Here is a 15283-nt window from a genome sequence, read left to right as displayed (position 1 = left end):
TTTGAAAGATTCTTACTAGTTAAGGGGCTCTGCTCCCCCACCCTACTTCGAAGATTTGACCGTCAACACTTTACCGGGCTCTAGAACGAATTCGCTGATAATTTTGCCCGTGGGTTCTTCCGCTAAATTTACAATCTCAACGTTTTTCCTGAAAGAAATTTTTCTGGGAACATTGGAAATATTCAAAAATCTTGCTATCACGGCATCTTTATTCTGAGAAATCTTAAGGGCGCTTAAATGAATACCATCTTCTAACTCGAAGAACGATATCGTCGGTGTCTTCGCGTCTTCTGATGTTTCCATCAGTACCGGATCAAGAAGGAATCTTCGAGAGGCATCGAACATTTCTTCAGAGGATCCGTCACTAAGGAACCTTAGTGAATATCTGTAATTGTACCTGCCTATGCATTGGGCTTCTGGTGTTGGGATTCCAGGGCCTGCGTGTCCTTTTCTTGTTAACAGGTCTTCTCTTGATAACCATCCCACGGCTCTGAGAAGCGTCAACTTCAAATCGAGTCCCTCGTTTGTTATCTGTGTTTCGTATTCATGCAAGCCTCTGGAGGTGATCAGCAGTTTTCCTTTTTCACCTGAAAGAGAAACAAAACTTTCCATAGCATACCTTGAGGTAACTTCTTCAGTTGCGTTTTCGTCAGGTTCAACACTCGTTGGATGTTTTACAAGCCCAAAGTAACCATCGTTGACAACCTGATCCAGTTTTTCCGGGAAGTGGAAACCAACCATTAATTTATGATCTTTTGCGTTGTTTTGCAGTGAAAGCTTCACGTCTATCCTCGGCTCATCCCTGAAGAGGATATATTTGACTTCTATGGGCACTGTGACAGCTCTTTCGGAGCGTGCTTTTCTATCGTTTGTCAGTTCTTCAGGAATCTCGTATTCAACGAGAAGATCTATTTCTTTTGTAAACCCTCTGTTTTTCACTCCCTTCATCCGAACGTTTTTGGGCGAAGCTATTGCTCTATCATCTGGTATTGGGGAGAAATTGTATTCATCTCCAGCATCCGCAACATCTTCAAAGAAGTTCATTCTTTCATAGAGGGTGTTGTTCTGCTTGTCAAAAACCTGGAAGGTGCCGTCCTCATTCAACTTGAAGTAGTAAAACTTATTCTCGAAGTTTGTTGACACATCTTCAACTGATCTGGTTGTTTCGGATTCCTTGATAGTAAACTTTTTGAAGCCAATTGCCGGAAGCTGTGCCATGAAGGAGATTCTCACAGGCTTGATTCCAAAGGCCACGTTCGGGCTTATCGCAGTGATGTATTGTGTAATGAAGGAACTTCCCTGGATATAGTCGTTGTCACCAACGCGGTGTAAAAGGTCCACGGTTTCAAGCGGGTTCAAGGGCTCGATAGAGGTCTCACAAATGTTTCCTTCTTCATCTACTACCACATAATTTTTGGAAGGATCGAGAGCAACGATACCTTTTACGACTGTCACTCTTTCTCTTTCGTATGGATTGTAAACGATCAGGCTTTTTTCGTTTTCAGAAGTATCCTCGTCAGAAAGTTTCTTGAGATATGAGCCAAGTGTTTCAAGACCAATTTCAAGAGCGTTGGAAAGCCTGAGATCAACATCCCTGTGGACTTTGTCTATACTACAACCACAGATACTGTCGTGAGGTTGTGATTTCAGGATAAGTCTCCACCCATATTCTATTTCGTTGGGCAGGGAGTTTTCTTCGTTAAAGAAAAGGGTGGATAGAGGTTCCAGGTACCTCTGGTAAAGTAACTGCGCTTCGAAGTTCATGAGTTTCAGATATATCCTTGTAGAGGTTATATCCTTTAGCACCGGTTCGTATTTCGGGTCTTTTAGTTCTCCTTCAACTGTTTTAAGCTCTGGCTTTTGACTTTTAACGCTTTTGAGGTATTCCTGAAGTGATGAGTGTATTATTTTGGCTCCAAATTCTTCAGACCATTCCTGGAACCTCTCAGGAAGATTAAAGAGAGGGAATTCGTGATCTGTTCCGTTCATTATCAATATGTTTTCTGTGGTAGCGTGTTTTGAGAGTTCTTCTATTTCCTTTTTGAAAACGCTCTTCATGAGTTCAATATCTCTTCCGAAGTGTGCCCCATTTGAATAGGATCTGATTAAATTGATCACGAGGATTTCATCACCATTTGGAGCTTTCCACAAAAACTCTGTTTTTCTGGACTTATCGCCAATACCTCTCCAGAGTACCGCCCCTTCAAATCCTAAACCTTTCAATATGACGGGAGTATAGGCGCTATGCCCGAACATGTCAGGAAGGTATCCTATTTTCATCACATTTCCGCCAATTCCAAGTTTGTCGAGGACACTTTTTCCGATAAGAAAATTCCGTATCAGGGCTTCGCCTGTTATTAGAAATTCATCCGGGAGTATATACCAGGGTCCAACGGATATTTTTCCTTCCCTAATGAACTCCACCAACTCATCTTTTTTTTGATGACGCAACTCAAGGTAGTCTTCAAGAACGATTGTTTGCCCATCTAACATGAAATGCTTGAAATGGGGATTTTCTGGAAGATTCTCAATGAGTGAGTCTATAAGATTTAAGAGCCTCTTTCTGAAAGTTTCGAAGGCGGCATACCATTCTCTGTCCCAATGGGTGTGGCTCAAGACGTGTACTCTTATTTTTTTCTTTTCCATGGTTAACCTCCCAACTCATTCAACTTATTTATATTTCTATATACCTGTATATACAACCTAATGTATATCAAAAATTATCAACAATCCAAAATACGAATATTGGCAGGATATTCGCAATAATCCAAAACATAGGAGATTATAGCGAATATTCTTCTGGTTACTAAATTTTTTGAATAGTTTATAAACTTAAATTTGGAGGTCAGGGATTTTCATAGAGTCTAGCGAAGACCAATCAAGCCGTGAGTATTTTTCCTCTCGAAGTTTAGAGGCTAATTTTAGTTCTTTGTCGGTGAGTTCACTCGGTACGAGTTTTACTCCCAGCGATTTCTTAAACCCAGTTAATATTACTTGAGAAATCTCGTCATAGGTAACTTCACGGCCCAGGACACTTTTGATAGTGCAGGCTTTTTTCTGAAAAATCTCTTTCTGCCGGTTGCGAAGTGCTTCGTTTGAAAAAGCCATGAGCTCAAACATCTTGTCCACATCGAGATCTAAAAGGATGGCACCGTGTTGAAGAACGCAACCGAACTTTCTGGTTTGGGCGCTGCCCACCAGTTTTTTCCCATCTACTACGAGTTCGTACCAGGAAGGCGCATCGAAGCAAGCCGCTGTTGTGTGCCGTTTCTTGCTCGGTTTCTCAACCATTTTTGCCGGGATGCCCAGCAAAGCTAACCCTTCCAGGAGGCCTTTACTGAGTTTGAGATAGGATTCGATGACTCTGCCAGATACCTGTGGCAATCGCTGGGATGCAATAACGCTATATGTCAGCTCTTTGTCATGGAAAACAGCTCTTCCGCCTGTAATCCGGCGAACGCAGTCCACACCGGCTAAACGGCATTTTTCTAGATCTACTACTCTTTCCACTTTCTGAAAATAACCCAGTGAAAAAGCCGGTGGAGACCACCCATAAAAACGAAGGGTTGGCGGAACCAAACCCTTGCTGTGAAAAATAAGTATTGCTTCGTCAATAGCCATGTTCATGGCACCATCTTGAAAACCTGTCTGTATAAATCTCCATTCGTTATCCATATCTCTTTTCCCTCTCTTGCTTAAAGCTTTATTTTCAGTTCGGCTATTGCTTTTGTTATTTCGTCAGGTGTTAAAGGGCGTGGGTAGTTGTACATCGGACCGCCCGGTCTTTCATTATAATAGGGGCGGTTGCAATCGGGGCATCCGCTCGTTCTAAATGCTTCGCCGTCAGCTAGATGTTTCAGGAGTTCTTTGCTGCTGAGTCCAAAGCCTGTAATTGAACCATTTTTATAGGAAAAGTTGCTGCCATCACAGATGCCGTGTCTAATGAGCCAGTGTGCTACTTGTATTCGGCGGTATTGATCGAGTGGCGGGGATGGATTCTTAGACATGCGTGTTCCTCTGATGGGAGTGAACGCAAACAGGCCAACGGTGACACCGATCTGGTACATATGCTGGATGGTTTCAACCATTTCTTTTTCTGTTTCTCCCAGACCGACGATCAGGTGAGTGCTGATGTGCCCTGGAAACATTGCGGCTGCTTCTTCAATTAATTTCATTCTATTGTGCCAGGAACCGTTTTTGATTTGCTCATAAACGCGTGGATTTGCGGCGTCTAAAGCTATACAGACACGTTCTGCTCCTGATTCTATTAATTCTGCTGCTTCTTTTACATGATTTACCCGCATGCAAACGCAAATGGGAAGCTCAGAACTTTGAGAAAGGCGATGCAAAATCTTCTGGACGGTGTCTTTTATTCCCGGCTGGTGAACGACCTGCAAGCAAATTCTACGGATTACCTCTCTATCAGTTGTAGTAGATAAATGCTTCATAACCTGTTCCAAGTCGTATTCCGGCCATGTCACGCGGGAAAGTTGATCGGAACGGGTATGGCTGGTTCGTGACTGAGAACAAAAAGCGCAATCATAAATGCAACTCTGGCCTATCATGAAGTAACCGGTGGTGGGCAAAACATCTATCTGTAAGTCTGTTAGGCCCATTACTTTAGCTGTTCCAACGGAAATTCTGATCATAACGCACAGCACTCCTCTCCATGCTTAATGGTCAGCCCTAAGTTAATGGCTTCTTCTTTTGCCTGAGGTGCTGGCGTAACCAGCTTGTTGATACCGCACCTTAGAGCGAGAGGATCTAATTGTTTGCGGTAAGCACCTCCGGGACGCATGCAGCCAAGATGAATGGGTATATCCGGGAACATGATTCTTGCGGTAGCCAATACATGCAGCACGTTCTCAATTGGAGGAGGAGAGCAGTGTGCTAGTTTGGTCCCATGTGTTGGTATAAAAACTATGAACACCAACTCATCCACGCCTTCATTTTTTAGTAACTCCAGAGCTTTAAATTCTCCAGAAAGCGTGCCGCACCTGAGCCCAATGCTGATATGAGGTACAACACGTACGAGTTTTTTCAACTGTCTATATGTTCTCAGGTAATCTTCAACAGTCTTTTCGAGTCCATAGACCTCCCGGATGGTAGCATCATCACCTACAAAGTCGAAAGATATAACATCAGCGATTTCTTCCAGACCTTCCATATCTTCTTCATCCAGTAAACCAACGTGGAAATTGAAACGCCGGTGCTGCTTTAATTTTTTCAGGATTTGCATGTAAGGGCGTATAGGGACTTTTCCGTTTTTGTCGCACCCGCCGGATATCAGAAAACTATCATAATCCAAATCCTCCAGGTTCTTGGACAAAGGGAGCATTCCTTTAAGGTAATGCCCTCCGCAATGGGCGCAGTTGAGCTCACAGTAAGTACCTGTTACTGAAATAGATTTAGTTCGCTTGGGGAGGACAAATTCGATTTCTGCGGGAAAGTTCTCTACCCTTATTTGCCAGGCTTGCTGTATTAGGTTTTCAATAGAAGTTTCGAGATGTGTTGGGAGTTTCATTGTTATATACCACCTTCACGAATTTCCAATAGAATTCCGATGATTTTTCTCCTATATGTTACCTTTAGAAATTGTATCAACTTAAAATTAAAAAGATCTCCCCGGCAATCTTTTTCGGGGAGACTTTAATGAAATTATCGTTTTTTATTCCAAAAGATCACTTGAAACTAATTCCTGTTGCCCGTATCAGATTCGATTCTGGTGTCGCAAAGGGCATATCTTCATTTCCATAAAGCCTTTCATCATAGTAGTTTCTGCTTCTAAAACCGGTTATGTTTCCCCATCTGTCTATTATTCCCGCAGCGCCGCTATCTCTATCCACCATGGTTCCAAAGAGGTGCCTGTACCCCATGTTTTCTGCATAGCGTTGATAACCTTCTATAATAATTTGTCCTCTTGAACCTCTTCCAAAGGCAAATAAATTAGCTGTAATCTTTATGTTTTTTACCTTGTTATACCATTCGCGTGTATTATGATATGGTAATTTTATCGTTCCATCGGCAACAACAAGGTTCAACATGTCGTCAGTCTGGGTGTTGTTGACTGCATCATTTGGATCATAATCCGGATCGAACGGCCTTCCCGGGGTAATAAAATAATTTCTGAATGTTGGATCATTGAGCATATCGTTATAGACAATGTCTCCATTTGTGGAAATATCTCCTTCCCTCGAAAGTATGGTGAACTTGCCGTCTATAACCGTCGCTTCTCTTCCGAGATTCTTTCCAATTCCACCGGTGATACCGGCTCCTCCAATTTCCACATTATCTTCGACTACCATGAGACCACGGTGAACAACTTCAACTGGTGTTGAAGTGAAACTTGGATAGGCACCTTCATCATCAGAGTCGACTTTATAAACAGCGATAGAGCTAAAATTGATATTATCGAAGTTGCCCGGGTCGGTTATCAAATAAAAATCAACATTAGCTGTGTAAGTGTGAGTATGCCCACGACCGCGGCCTCCTGCTATTGTCTCCCAGCCGCTCCATTCGCTGTAGCTCCAATCGCTCCATGAATCAACTTCAGATGGAACGTAGGCAGTAAGACCTGTTTTTGTCCATGTTTTTGGTTTCCACCAAATCCACCACCAGATTCTTCTTATTGTTTGTCCGTGATATATTAAATTAACATCAACAGGGGCTTTGGAATATGATAATGCCTTGCGGGTTGCTATTCTATATCTTTCTCTAATCGTTCCACCATTACCGATTCTTACTTCACGAGGCCATGAAAATTCGAGGACAGAGTATTTTTCAGATAGATTGAGCGGAATATCATCGCGCTGAAGGATAGTTTTTAAGGTATTTCCTGTGACAACGTCACCGCTTATTGAGACGTTGGAAGCAAAATCTACAATGGTGACTGATCCTGTTGTCTGGCGTTCTGTTATTATCTTCTTTTGTTCTACAATTACCTCAGGAGTAGAAAGCTCTATCAAAACGAAATTTTCGAGCCAGTATTCTATATCTCCGTCACTTAAAAAAGACCTGGAATTTATTGGGTAACCAAGATCGTAGTTAACGGATTCCCTCAATTTTTCGTTGCTGTCAATCCATTCTCTGACATCATCTATGATATCGTTGATAACATTGGTTTCATCTAGCTGTCGCGTAATATTCTGTATGTCGCTTTCCACTACCGTTTTGTCTCCACTACCAAGGTTCCTTTCTGTATCTTTAAAGTGTATTCCGAAACTATTGACCGCTTGAAGCATCGTCTGGGTTGCGAAATAAGAAGTAGTCAAAATATCTTCCAAGGGACTAACATTTCCATACTGCGTGTCGTAATAATCTGCAATTTCGTTAAACCTGGTTTCTAATTGTTCTATCGTTTCCTGATCTACTTTTCTAGCTCCGGATGGTAAATACCATGGTAAAAATTCCGCGTTGAAATCACCGGAAACACCGTGTGGGATGAAATCCTTTATTTCTCCTTTGACCTTCAGGTTTCCGTTTTCAATCTTGTAATCGGTAGCAACGATAACTTGCGTAAAATCAGAAAGATAAATCCATTTTTTGGAACCGTCTTCATAAATAGCATAAGTTTTGATGCCGAGATTCGTTTCATAGTCACCGTCATTGTCTTGATCTACAAATATTCGTCTTCTTTCGGATAAGTCAGGGTTAAGAGAAAGATTCATATTCCATGACTCATACCATGATTCACCATTGAAGATGGGACCATATTCTGAAACATTATCAGGATCTGGCGGAACTATTGCGCTGATTCTAAGACCGCCGTTTCCCGCACCACCAAGGCCTGTAGAACCGAAAAAGGTTGGGCCGGTAATTATTGATCCTGGAGACCAATAAGCGGTGGTATTGCTTTCAAGTTCAAATCTTGACCAGTTGCTAAAGTATCTGGGGCTAACGACACCCCAACAGTAACCTTTGATACCGTGATATTCAACCTGAACAATTGTTAAGAGCGAACTCGGGAATTTCTTATGAGGGATCATCACAAGGTCTATATTTTTCCCTTTAGCTAGCTTCTGGAAGACTTTTCTTAAGTCATCACCAGGAATGTAAAACCTATCTTCGTAAAACATACCGAAGAATTCGGTCCATCCCTTACCTTCAAGAGTGGCTTCATTGAAAGAGCTTAGAAAATTCGTATACCAGTAAGGTGCTGAGAAAAGTTTTGTGTATTCGGTATATTCATCTATCAATAAAGCACCGTGCTCCAAGTATTTTTCTTGGATATAAGCTAGATTTGCAAGGAAAATATTTCCGGCGTTCATCTGAAGCTCTGATTTGCTTATTTTTTCGACCAGGATTTTTGCTGTTGCCGAACTTCTTGACAACATAGATATGGCGAGAATCGAAACTGTCAGAAGTAAAATCATTGTGAGCGGAAGAATAACTCCTGTTTTCCTGTTCATACAACCACCTCCGGGCACTTGAGCACCTATCTCCAATCTTTCAATAGTTTAACCGCTATATAGATTTCTGACGCTTCTTCGGTCTCAAGTACCCAAAACTCAATACTGTTTTCAAATCTTTCAACAATGTCTTCTGAAACACCTTCTTCACGAAGTTCATCGAATATACTGTCATCACGACTAAAATTTGTTGATGTGGTATATTCACCTGCTTGATCACTGTCTCTGAAAAACCACAGGGCAAGTGTGCCTTGTTTAAGATCAGTTACAGCCGTTAATTTGGTGTAAGATTTGTTTAGTAACGAATTTGTGGACGTAAAAGATTGAAAAATGCTAACCAAAACCAAAGAAATGACTAAAAGTGTGAGAACCATTTCAATTAAACTAAAACCTCGCTTCATAAACATCACCAACAATCATTATACAAAATCGTGCCAAAATGTCCTTATAACCTTTATTCCATATTAATGAGAAATACGGTCGAATTATGCGTTACTGTGTTTCCACCACCGGTATCCACAATAATTGTATACTCAATCTTTTGTGTTGCAACACTCGTAAACTTAATATCTATATTTTCAAACTCTGTTGTGGAGAAAATGATGTTTATACCGGGAGGTTCTAAAGTAGGAACAACATCTGAAGAAAAGTCGGACGTATTGAACGGTTTTTCCCATACCTTGATTCTTCCATCTTTGAAATAAAGCTGCTTGGTTATCTTATAGTTTATCATTGGAATGAATACAGAGTATCTAACAGCCTTATAATCTTCACTTCCAGCTTCTTTTACCAGGGATATATATCTAATATCAGGACCCGCTTTTGCAAGTTCCATCTGAAGCACATTTTCAGCCGTAAATAATTCACTATAAGCGTCCGTACGCTTTAACAATTGGTTGGTATAACGATTTGATTCGGTGTAAAGGTTTGTCACCGAAACCATTACTATGGTAAAAACCACCAGGCTTATCAATACTTCTACGAGTGTTAAACCAGGCTTGACACCTCTGAGTGCCAGCACTATAAATTCCTCCTCCTCCTTTTTGTCTGCATTCTTCATATAAAATGCTATCATGTGTAAAAAGAGAAAAGTAGATAAAATATGACTCTCTACATGTTTCTAATTTGTTTCGTGTAAATTTTTAGTAACTTGTTTGGTCGAGCGCAACTTCGTCGTAGGTAAATCATCGAAGCTGCTGAAGTATGAGACTACACCTCGAAGGCAGTAAAAGCAAAAGAGCGAGGCTGATGTTGGAGGTTGGAGAAAGCTACTTCGCAACAGGTAAGCCCGGCTATGCCGGGGGTGTGCCCAGCTACGCTGGGGGTAGTATCTGACTACGTCAGGGGTAAGCACTCCTTCGGAGTGGGTGAGAATTGCTTCACAGTCGTGTCCACGCGAAGCGCGCTTTCAACTTTCTCTAGCCAAATCTGACCTTAAAGCGTTAATTACTCTTTCGTCCAGCAAATATTTCGCTAAGGATCTGGCCTGAAGTTCTGGAGGAATGTAACGTTTCAGTGTGTCTCCAAGCTGTAGGTAAAGTGTACTTATTTCCTTGTTGTTTTTCAAAAGGAAAGCGGTTAGCAGGTCCAGAATCTCAGAATCTGGTTTTGAAATTAGTTCTTTCAAGCCAGCAAGTATACGATCGATACTCTTTTCTGATTTTATGTTTATACTTCTCCAATTGATTTTAATTTTTTCTATTCCCAACATTTTAATGAGGTATTTTAAGAGTAAATTGCCCTGGTTTCCGAAGTAAGTGAAGACATCTATTTCGTACATATTGGGAGTGGCCAGCTGAGAGGTGACCAGATATCTATCAGCAGCAACGGTGTTTTTCTCGACGTCCATCAAGTCAAGCAGTTCGCTTTTAATCGTTTCAGAGACATTTACGTTCTTCGGGATTTCTTGCGAAATCAAGGCTTTTCTGATCGCCTGGGCAAAATCAAAATCCATTTTTGATCCAAAACTCATCCATTTGGGGATCTGTGATTCGTTGGTTGGCACAACATCTATTTTTCTTTTGCGGGTGTCAATTTTTTCAACCCGCCAATTTTCTTTTGCCAGGGAGAAAACAGCGTATCCTTCTTTCTGAAAACTTTCCTGGAGCGTTTGCGCAAAGATTGGGTGTAAGGTTCCAATCTCAACTCCCTTGTGGTAAACGATGAAATCAACAGTAGTCGGGAAAAGCACGACAAAGTTTTTCTTTTTATATCCGCTTTCCATTATTTCCAGTGTTTCGCTTCCAGGAACAAGATAATTTTCTGAGTTTAGCTCCAGGTAGTGTTTGTTTAAAAGATGGTCTCTTAATAGTTCAAAATCATCTTTTTTGATCTCTTTGAAAGGGCTGGCATTCTTCAACACTTTCAGGTGTTCTATGAGAAGCTTCTGTTTTTCATAGGTCAAAGCTATTATTTGGTGGGCAAACAGTTGTGGGTAATACCAGAGAGGTCTTACCTTTTCAACCTCACCGTCTTGTAGCATCGTAGCTATACCCAGGAATCTTATTAAATCCTCTTCACGGGGAATTAGTATCCATGCTTTTGAGAGTTTACTTTTTCTGCCTGATCTCCCTATTCTTTGGAGAAATGACGACGTGGAATATGGAACATTCAAGAAGATGACCGTATCAACGTTACCAACGTCTATCCCTAATTCAAGTGTAGAGGTTGCTATAATCACGCAAGATTTGTCGTTGGCTTTGAAGGCCTTTTCAATGGATTCTCTGATGGTTTTTGATACGGAGCTGTGATGTGGTAAAGCTTCTATTCCACTGTCGAGTAATTTTCGTGTGTAGTGTTCGACCTCTTTGCGGGAATCAGCAAAGATGATGATTTTTTTGTTTTCGCTCAGCAGATTTTTGACAAGGTCGCTTAACTCAATTTCTTCCTCTTTCCTTACATTTATTTCCCTTCTTGAAGCAGAATTTGTCTCTATAACAACGGATTCCCGTTCACTGCAACCGGTTATCCACTGAAGCAGCTTTTCCGGGTTTCCCACCGTAGCCGACATGGCTACCCTCTGGATCTCGTTGCGGCTTATTATCTGAAGACGTTCTATAAGGCTCATCAGTTGCGCGCCACGCGGATTATTTGCAAAGTTATGAACCTCATCAATTACAACAAAGCGTAGATCACTGAAGATCTCCGGCTGAGAATTTTTTTGATGTCAGTAACCCTTCCATTGATTCTGGTGTAGTAACCAGAATCTTCGCTTCTTTCAGTGCGTAGATCTTGTCAGATTGTGAAACGTCGCCGTGCCATTTGCCCACGTAAAAATCGAATCTCTCGAATATGCCTTTGAGTCTTTGGGCGATATCGTTTATTAACGCTTTCAAAGGAGCAAAGTATATGCAGATTATTCCTTTTCCTCTATTTTTGCTCATTTTTTGAAGAATAGGGATCATTGCCGCTTCTGTTTTTCCAGAAGCGGTGCCGGCAATAATCAGGACATTCTTACCCGAGATAATTTCGGGAATGGCTTTTTTTTGAATGGTCGTTAAACTTTTCCAGCCCAGGTTGTTGGTAAGAAAGGAGGCTACGCTACTAGAAAGTTTCGGCATCAAACTCACCACTTAAAATTCAGAATATGGAGGAATAACGATCATCGTCAACCTCTACACTTTTAGAAACAGAATTAATTGCATTAATAATGTCCTTGTTTCCTTCTTTGAAAACGTCTAATAGTTCTGTTAGCCATTTTATTACCCTTCTTGGAGCGACTGATACTTCCCCATTTATATTTGTAAATTGTTGGGTGGCGGTACTCTTGATCGTGTTGATTTGCTTTTGGGATAAGGTGATATTGTAGGTTTCTTTATACATTCCAGAGACTTTTTCAACGAGTTTGTTAAGGTCATCAGTGCTCATTGGTTTTAGTTCAACCAATGTGGATTCCTTTGTCTGAACTCCGGATACTTCTTTTTGGATTCTGTCATATAGTGCGGTATATGATTTAATGCCGCGCTCCTGATCGTCGAACCATTCTCGTGTCCCAAGCCAGATACAGTTAATTGCCTTTATTTCTCCACCAGGAAGTTTGTCGAGGAGCTCTCTTAGATGGTTGTAAATTTTGTCTCTAATGTCTTTTCGATTTTGACGTAAATTCTCCAGTTCGTCCATTACTAAGAGAAGTCCTTTGATTCCAAAGGTAAGAAGAAGTTTCATAAAAGCGTCCAGGAAATTCCAGCCGTCATCCTCAAGAAAATGTGTGATGCCGTAATCTCTTAAGGTTCGTTTGGGTACTTTGTCGCCTCTTATAAAAGCTAACAGTTCGTTGTTACTTTTTTCGTTAATATAGTTATAAAGGTATGCGCCGCAAACATCTGCGAAGAAACCGTCAAATAGCTGATTGCTGTTTTTCAGATAAGCAACGATTTGATCTCTTTCCAGTGTCTCTAGTGAATCTTTATTTTCTTTAAGGAACTGCTCAGCCCAATTGTTCAGGATGAATCTCAATAGATCCCCTTGAAATCCAACCATCCTGAGGTTTTTCATTATAGACCTGAAGAATTCATCCTGTCTGTAGATGCTTTTGTAATCTTTTTCGGTTAGCATCGAATAGACCATGCCTTTTTCTGACGCTCTGGTGATTGCGTATTTTGCAAGTGTTGTTTTACCAAACCCGTAATCTCCAAGGAAGATCCTAATTTTGCTTGCCTGGTATGAAATTACATAATCTATGTCGTTTTCTATAATCTCTTTTTCAAAAGTTCTTCCGATAATTAAATGTGCAGCATATTCCTCTGGAACGGAAACACCTGTTCGTATAGCTTCAAACATAGGTCTGTAATCCATTTAATTATCCCCCTCAAACCTTAGAATTACGTACGTCCCCTTTACGCGTGGAGAAGTATAAAGGTCCAATCCGGAGGCAGCATTTCTTCCGGTTTCAGCCTTCAAACCTGTCAAATAGAAGTAGCGAGTAAAAAATTTTTCTATTTCTTCTGTTTTATCACTTCTCCAGTAATTACACAGGTATTGTACATATTTAATGAATGTTTTTACCTCGATGGATTCCTTGCCTGTTATAAGTTTAATCTGTTTCGCAGCCGTTCTGAACAGAGCCACATAGCCATCAATTTTATTTCCAATGGATTTAAGGTAAACAATCGCAGCGTTTTCTATTTTTTTGACATGTTTTTTAAGAGTTTCAGGAGTAATGCCATGCCCGTATGCTATTAGTTTTATATCCACCGGTACCCGTTCAATATATTTTGAATAAAGAAATTCCATACAACCTCTCATTGATGAAATGGTTGTTTTGGGTGGAAATTCTCCCCCTGCTTCTGCTATTTTCAGGGCAAATTTCAATAGATATTGCCAGTTTCCGGAAAACGCTTCTGTATATTTTTCCCTAAGGCTTTTTTCCATAACATCCCTCCAGGAACTTACATACCGCCTATAATTGTACTTTTTAGTTTCTCACATAGTTCGTCTGAATACTGATTTCCCCAAATTATCATGAGGCCATTTTTCTCAATGAGTTCTATAAGAGGAATTCGATTATATGAGATTCTGGGCAATAACTGAAAGAGTACAAGTTGATTTACTCCAGCTTCCGAAATAGAGTATTCTTTTTTGGGTTCTAAAACCAGAACTTTTCTAAGCTCGGCTTTCTGAAGTTCAGTTAATTCCTGAATTTGATTCATGAAATAGAGTAAGATTTTATCGTCACTTTGTATGGGGGAGTCATTTTCCTCAAAATACTGTTCTTCTTCTTCAATTTCCAGATTTTGATTTTCGCTTTTATTTTCATAATTTAAAATTCTGTTTTCAGGCTGGGGTTCTTCGCTTACGAGAAATGGCTTTTTTATTTCAAGATAGTTCCCCAGACTCCATAGTTTAAGTGTTTTGTCTCTGGAACCTGTAACAATATATCTTTTATCAGGGCTTATAGCTACCGACAGTATGGGTCCGGAATGGCCGTTTAATATCTTGAGGCAGTTGCCTTCCGTATCCCAGATTCTCACCTTTCCGTTTTCTGATCCGGAGACAATGTACTTACCATCTGGACTTATCGTTACTGATCTTACCCAATCGGTATGTCCCTTAAAGGTTTTAAGGCATTCACCGTTGACATTCCATAACTTTATTGTGTTATCCCAGGAACCGGATACAATATATTTCCCATTGGGGCTTATAGCTACCGACAGTACAGGTCCCGAATGGTCACTTAATATCCCAAAACAATTACCTTTTAGATCCCAGAGCCTTATTTTTCCATCTTCAGATCCGGAGACAATGTACTTACCATCTGGACTTATTGCTACCGATCTTACCCAGTCGATGTGCCCTTCAAAGGTTCTGAGGCACTCGCCGTTAGTATTCCATAACTTTATTGCGTTATCCCAGGAACCGGATGCAATATATTTCCCATCGGGGCTTACAGCTAACGATAGTACAGACCCGGAATGACCGCTCAATATCCTGAGGCAGTTCCCTTTCAGATTCCAGATCCTTATCTTTCCATTTTCTGATCCGGATACAATATACTTTCCGTCAGGACTTATTGCTACTGTCCTTACCCAGTCGGTGTGCCCTTCAAAGGTTCTGAGGCACTCGCCGTTGATATTCCATAACTTTATCGTGTTATCCCAGGAACCGGATACTATGTATTTTCCATCAGGGCTTATCGCTACTGATGATACAGGTCCAGAATGACCCTGGAGAGAAATAAACCTGGGCATTTCATCATCGTTGGGTGTTACTTTCTTGTTAACTAATCCAAAATTGTGAGTGTTTTTGCGCGTAGTGTTCGCTTTTTTCTCTTTTAGTGTGCGGAGACCCCTAAATATGAGTGATACCAAATAGATAAAAAACACTCCACCGACTAGAACCAGGAGAGTTATCGGATTGTTTTCGACTGGAAAACCTAT

General features: G+C 40.8%; 12 protein-coding genes and 1 pseudogene. All 13 read right to left on the bottom strand.

Features of this window, described 5'->3' with window-relative positions; genetic code table 11:
• Positions 1–42: 42 nt before the first annotated feature.
• The gene (locus tag DU53_RS02275) at positions 43–2646 is read right to left on the bottom strand and encodes a glycoside hydrolase family 38 C-terminal domain-containing protein (RefSeq protein ID WP_063727214.1); all 2604 of its coding nucleotides are present in this window, start codon (positions 2644–2646) and stop codon (positions 43–45) included.
• Between the two features lie 186 nt (positions 2647–2832).
• Positions 2833–3675, bottom strand: coding sequence for a biotin/lipoate A/B protein ligase family protein (locus tag DU53_RS02270; RefSeq protein WP_012744987.1), 843 nt, complete (start codon positions 3673–3675; stop codon positions 2833–2835).
• A gap of 20 nt (positions 3676–3695) precedes the next feature.
• Complete coding sequence (locus tag DU53_RS02265; protein WP_012744986.1) at positions 3696–4649, bottom strand: radical SAM protein; 954 nt, start codon at positions 4647–4649, stop codon at positions 3696–3698.
• Positions 4646–5524: a radical SAM protein gene (locus DU53_RS02260; protein ID WP_012744985.1), complete on the bottom strand. Its 879-nt coding sequence runs from the start codon at positions 5522–5524 to the stop codon at positions 4646–4648. The genes DU53_RS02265 and DU53_RS02260 overlap by 4 nt, the downstream gene beginning before the upstream one ends.
• Positions 5525–5681: 157 nt before the next feature.
• Positions 5682–8408, bottom strand: a complete 2727-nt coding sequence (locus tag DU53_RS02255) for a hypothetical protein (protein ID WP_063727212.1) — start codon at positions 8406–8408, stop codon at positions 5682–5684.
• A gap of 26 nt (positions 8409–8434) precedes the next feature.
• A complete protein-coding gene (locus tag DU53_RS02250; RefSeq protein ID WP_153020797.1) occupies positions 8435–8815 on the bottom strand; it encodes a PilW family protein in 381 nt (126 codons plus the stop codon).
• Between the two features lie 47 nt (positions 8816–8862).
• A complete protein-coding gene (locus DU53_RS02245; protein ID WP_063727210.1) occupies positions 8863–9429 on the bottom strand; it encodes a prepilin-type N-terminal cleavage/methylation domain-containing protein in 567 nt (188 codons plus the stop codon).
• 387 nt (positions 9430–9816) lie between these two features.
• Positions 9817–11418, bottom strand: coding sequence for a helicase-related protein (locus tag DU53_RS02240; protein ID WP_063727209.1), 1602 nt, complete (start codon positions 11416–11418; stop codon positions 9817–9819).
• 33 nt (positions 11419–11451) lie between these two features.
• Positions 11452–11523, bottom strand: a pseudogene (locus tag DU53_RS13305) (hypothetical protein); the annotation flags it as partial.
• Positions 11524–11539: 16 nt separating this feature from the next.
• Entirely contained in the window at positions 11540–11968 is a 429-nt protein-coding gene (locus tag DU53_RS02235) for a DEAD/DEAH box helicase (RefSeq protein WP_063727208.1), read from the bottom strand.
• Between the two features lie 19 nt (positions 11969–11987).
• Positions 11988–13202 (bottom strand): BREX system ATP-binding domain-containing protein, encoded by a 1215-nt coding sequence (locus DU53_RS02230; protein ID WP_063727207.1) that lies wholly within the window; start codon positions 13200–13202, stop codon positions 11988–11990.
• Positions 13203–13778: a hypothetical protein gene (locus DU53_RS02225; RefSeq protein ID WP_012744979.1), complete on the bottom strand. Its 576-nt coding sequence runs from the start codon at positions 13776–13778 to the stop codon at positions 13203–13205.
• Positions 13779–13795: 17 nt separating this feature from the next.
• Positions 13796–15094, bottom strand: coding sequence for a WD40 repeat domain-containing protein (locus DU53_RS02220; protein WP_161484730.1), 1299 nt, complete (start codon positions 15092–15094; stop codon positions 13796–13798).
• Positions 15095–15283 lie beyond the last annotated feature (189 nt).

The organism is Kosmotoga sp. DU53, assembly GCF_001639905.1.
Classification (GTDB): domain Bacteria; phylum Thermotogota; class Thermotogae; order Petrotogales; family Kosmotogaceae; genus Kosmotoga; species Kosmotoga olearia.
The sequence above is the reverse complement of the archived record's forward strand: the minus strand, read 5'-3'. Positions and strand labels throughout refer to the sequence as shown.

Bases quoted from the DNA above. Each gene is read 5' to 3' on its own strand.
- DU53_RS02255 (WP_063727212.1), bottom strand. From the start codon at position 8,408: ATGAACAGGAAAACAGGAGTTATTCTTCCGCTCACAATGATTTTACTT.
- DU53_RS02260 (WP_012744985.1), bottom strand. From the start codon at position 5,524: ATGAAACTCCCAACACATCTCGAAACTTCTATTGAAAACCTAATACAG.
- DU53_RS02225 (WP_012744979.1), bottom strand. From the start codon at position 13,778: ATGGAAAAAAGCCTTAGGGAAAAATATACAGAAGCGTTTTCCGGAAAC.
- DU53_RS02250 (WP_153020797.1), bottom strand. From the start codon at position 8,815: ATGTTTATGAAGCGAGGTTTTAGTTTAATTGAAATGGTTCTCACACTT.
- DU53_RS02230 (WP_063727207.1), bottom strand. From the start codon at position 13,202: ATGGATTACAGACCTATGTTTGAAGCTATACGAACAGGTGTTTCCGTT.
- DU53_RS02270 (WP_012744987.1), bottom strand. From the start codon at position 3,675: ATGGATAACGAATGGAGATTTATACAGACAGGTTTTCAAGATGGTGCC.
- DU53_RS02275 (WP_063727214.1), bottom strand. From the start codon at position 2,646: ATGGAAAAGAAAAAAATAAGAGTACACGTCTTGAGCCACACCCATTGG.
- DU53_RS02265 (WP_012744986.1), bottom strand. From the start codon at position 4,649: ATGATCAGAATTTCCGTTGGAACAGCTAAAGTAATGGGCCTAACAGAC.
- DU53_RS02220 (WP_161484730.1), bottom strand. From the start codon at position 15,094: ATGCCCAGGTTTATTTCTCTCCAGGGTCATTCTGGACCTGTATCATCA.
- DU53_RS02235 (WP_063727208.1), bottom strand. From the start codon at position 11,968: ATGCCGAAACTTTCTAGTAGCGTAGCCTCCTTTCTTACCAACAACCTG.
- DU53_RS02240 (WP_063727209.1), bottom strand. From the start codon at position 11,418: ATGTCGGCTACGGTGGGAAACCCGGAAAAGCTGCTTCAGTGGATAACC.